The sequence below is a fragment of the Candidatus Aquarickettsia rohweri genome, assembly GCF_003953955.1.
Lineage (GTDB): Bacteria > Pseudomonadota > Alphaproteobacteria > Rickettsiales > Midichloriaceae > Aquirickettsia > Aquirickettsia rohweri.
In genome coordinates this window covers 1-3765 of sequence record NZ_RXFM01000113.1, presented here as the reverse complement: position 1 = coordinate 3765, position 3765 = coordinate 1, and the positions used below count along the sequence as shown (strand labels likewise).

At 28.4% G+C, this 3765-nt stretch carries 1 protein-coding gene and 3 pseudogenes; 1 reads left to right on the top strand and 3 read right to left on the bottom strand.

Going from position 1 to position 3765, the window contains the following annotated elements:
- Positions 1 to 276, top strand: a 276-nt coding sequence (locus EIC27_RS06420) for a transposase domain-containing protein (protein ID WP_153183752.1), incomplete at its 5' end; no start/stop codon positions are given.
- A gap of 81 nt (positions 277 to 357) precedes the next feature.
- On the opposite strand, the pseudogene EIC27_RS07745 reads toward EIC27_RS06420, so the two are convergent.
- The 3 pseudogenes from EIC27_RS07745 to EIC27_RS06405 form a co-directional block, all read right to left on the bottom strand.
- Positions 358 to 1400: pseudogene (locus tag EIC27_RS07745) on the bottom strand (DASS family sodium-coupled anion symporter).
- Between the two features lie 26 nt (positions 1401 to 1426).
- Positions 1427 to 1951: pseudogene (locus EIC27_RS08590) on the bottom strand (DUF5915 domain-containing protein); the annotation flags it as partial.
- 96 nt (positions 1952 to 2047) lie between these two features.
- A pseudogene (locus tag EIC27_RS06405) lies at positions 2048 to 3765 on the bottom strand (class I tRNA ligase family protein); the annotation flags it as partial.

Sequence of the window (3765 nt, the reverse complement as noted above, 5' to 3'; positions counted from 1 at the left end):
CTTTTAGATGGAAGACTGCGTATTGATAATAATGATTCGGAGCGTAGTATAAAACCATTTGCAGTTGGCAGAAAAAATTGGATGTTCTGTGCAACAACTAAGGGTGCTAAAGCTAGTGCAAATATTTATAGTATTATTGAAACTTGCAAAGTAAATAAGATTAATCCTTATGATTATTTAAAATATTTGCTGAATCATATTCATGATTATTCTGATCCAAAAGAGTTAGTAAATTTACTTCCATATAATATTGATAAAAAAATATCATCAAATTAAATTTTTTTTAGAATTATCAAAAAACTTAAGAAACCCAAAGAAAGGCGGATAATACTTGTCAAGATGGGGATATTTTAGCGTTTACATTTCTTCATTAATCCAATAAACAGTATCAAACTTTACTAGAAAATCTGAAAGCATTAATAGGGTACTAAACCATATAAAAATACCCCATGCTTTTTTATTTGTTATAACATCATCCCATGGAATAACACGTGTTAATAATAATACAGAGAACCCAATTAATATTGTCTTAGTAGCACTTATATTTAAAAAATCACCTAGTATCCAAAAAGTAATTAGACCTATTAGAGTAAAAGTAATTAACAATTCCTCTTTTGTAAAATTTTTAAGTAATTTTAGTTGTTTTTTAGCAAATGATTTAACTTCATTCACATCTATATTTTCTGGTTTTAATATATAGTATAAAAATACCGGCATAATTGTTAAATTTAGTAAACCAGGAATTATAGCAGCTATAAACCATGTGCTCCATGTTATATTAATACCAAATGTACCAGCAATACTTACAATTAATGGATTTGCAGCCATAGCAGTTAGTGTTATTGCACTTGTAATTACTGTAGAATGAAAACAAGCTTGGATAAGGTATAAATTTATATTTTTTTTTTTCCATTCTTATTAAGAACTTCAATTACAGACGTAAGTATTGGATAAATTATACCACCTCCCCTAGCAACTATACTTGGAATTGCTGGAGATAATATCAATTCACAAATAATTAATGTATAAGATAAACCTATTAGGCTATTTTTAGATTTACAAATTAAAAAATATGCTATTCTTTTGCCTAATCCTGATTTAGATATACTTTCAGATACAAATAATGCTAATAATACTAACCAAGAGATATTTGAATTAAATCCACTCAATGCTTCTTTAGTACTTAACGTACCAGTTATAACTGTCGCTGCTAGATTTAAAATTGCAAGTGCCCCTAAAGGTAATGGAGCAGCAATAATACTTATTATAGTAGATATAAATATAACTAACAAATGCCAGCCTTCTTTAGATAAACCAATCGGTTGAAAATTCCATAAAATTGCCGAAAGAAAAATAAGCAATAAAATAACTTTTGGAATTTTTTTAAAAATATAAATCATATTTCTTAAGTATTAAAATAAAAGCATCAATTTTTTATAATATTTAGATTAAACTTCCCAGACTCAATAAAATAACTTTTTTGAGTATTAGGTGTAGTAATTTTATATCTAATTTCATCTGCCAAAGTTTGTTCTTTTATATATTTAGACCACTTCTCAATACTTCTATTAATAATTTCTTCATCAGTTGAAATCTCTAAATTAATCTTATCTGTAATTTTTAAATCTATATCTTTTCTTGTTTGTTGAATCACTCTAACAATATCTCTAGCTATACCTTCAAGCTCTAATTCCTTGTTAACATCTAAATCTAATAATACTAATGAATCATTGGTTGAAAGTGAGCTGATGTTATTTTTATATTGAGTTTTTGCTTCTAATTTTATATCAAATTCATCTCTATTTAATATCTCATCTACAATCTCAACCTTATCATTAATAATCTTCCACTTCCCTAATTTATTCGCATTAACTATATCTTTAATTTTTTCTGGTAGCCTTTTAGCAAGCACTGGAAAATTAATTTTTATTTTGTAATCAGCATATTTAAATATTTCTTCCTTCCCTAAATTAACCCAATTTTTAACATTTATCTCATTTAAAACAAGTTGCTTTAGATCTTCAGAAAAATTATCATCTGCTACCCCAATAAAAGTTACTTTTTCAAGAGGTTGCCTAATTCTAATTTTTTGATCATTTCTGATTCTTAAAGCTGTAGTACATGCATCACGTATTTTTTCCATGTTATGAATAAGCGTCTTATTATATGGACAAGTATCTAAATTTGGGAATTTTTCCAAATGAATGCTAGATGATGATTGATACAAGTTTGAAAAAATTGCCTCAGTAAGCATTGGTAACATTGGAGCAATAGCTCTAGTAAAAATATGTAAAACTGAAAATAATGTATTATATGCCTGTGTCTTATCTTGATCTTTTTGGTGACGCCAAAATCTTTCCCTAGAACGTCTAATATACCAATTATTCAAAACTTCTAAAAATTCTTCAGCAGATTTAGTAGCAGAAACAGTATCATATTTATCTAAAGATGATTTTATTATCTCTGTTATATCTACTAGTTTAGAAATAATATATTTATCTAAAATATTTGCTGAATCAAAATTTAACTCTGCTTTTATTTTATCAGCTTTAGCATAAATAGAAAAAAAGTTGAAAGCATTCCATAATGGTTTTAAAGCAGATTTCACAGCTTCTTTAATACCATCAGCATCCTTATTAATCACTAATTCCTGCCCTCTCATCACAGGTGAAGACATCATAAACCAGCGCATAGCATCTGCACCATATTGTTTAAATACTTCCTTAGGATCAGGATAATTTCTGAGACGCTTAGACAGTTTTTGACCTCCATCACCAAGAATAACTCCATGACAAATACAATTTAAAAAAGGTGGCTTATCAAATAGTGCTGTAGAAAGTACAATTAGCGTATAAAACCATCCTCTTGTCTGTGCTAAATATTCTACTATAAAATCAGCTGGAAAATGATTTTCAAACCAGTCTTTATTTTCAAACTGATAATGAACTTGAGCATATGGCATTGAACCACTTTCAAACCAGCAATCTAAAATCTCCGGCACACGCCTTAACTTTGATTTTCCTGTTGGATCTTTTGGATTTGGTTTAGTAAGAGAATCAATATATGGCCTATGCAAATCTTTTACTTTAGTGCCAAATGCTTCTTCAATTTCTTTTATAGAACCATATACTTCAACATGTGGGTATTTTGGATCATCACTTTGCCAAACCGGAATAGGGCAGCCCCAAAACCTATTTCTAGAAATAGACCAATCTCTTGCATTTTCTAACCATTTACCAAACAACCCAGATTTAATATGACCAGGTATCCAATTGATTTGCTCATTATTTTTTATCATTTTTTCTTTAATAGCAGTAACTTTTACATACCAAGAAGGTAATGCTTTATAAATCAAAGGAGTATCAGTTCTCCAACAATGTGGATAATTATGAATATATTGTTCAGTTTTAATCCACAAATTTTGCTTTTTCAGCCTAATTATAATATCTTCATTTGTTTCAAAAACTTGGGTGCCAATATACTCTTTAACTGGATGCGTAAATTTCCCTGCACTATCAACTGGGCATACCAATTCTATATTATTTTTCTCACATAATACCTGATCATCTTCACCAAAACCAGGTGCAATATGCACTATTCCAGTACCATCATCAGTTGTTACAAAATCTGCATGAAGTATCTTAAAAGCATTTTCATGTTTTTTAAAATAATCAAACGGTGGTTTATATTTCAGCCCTATTAAATCCTTACCTTTTATTTTTTTTACTATATAATTACCTAGCTCTCTTTCATATTTAGATAATA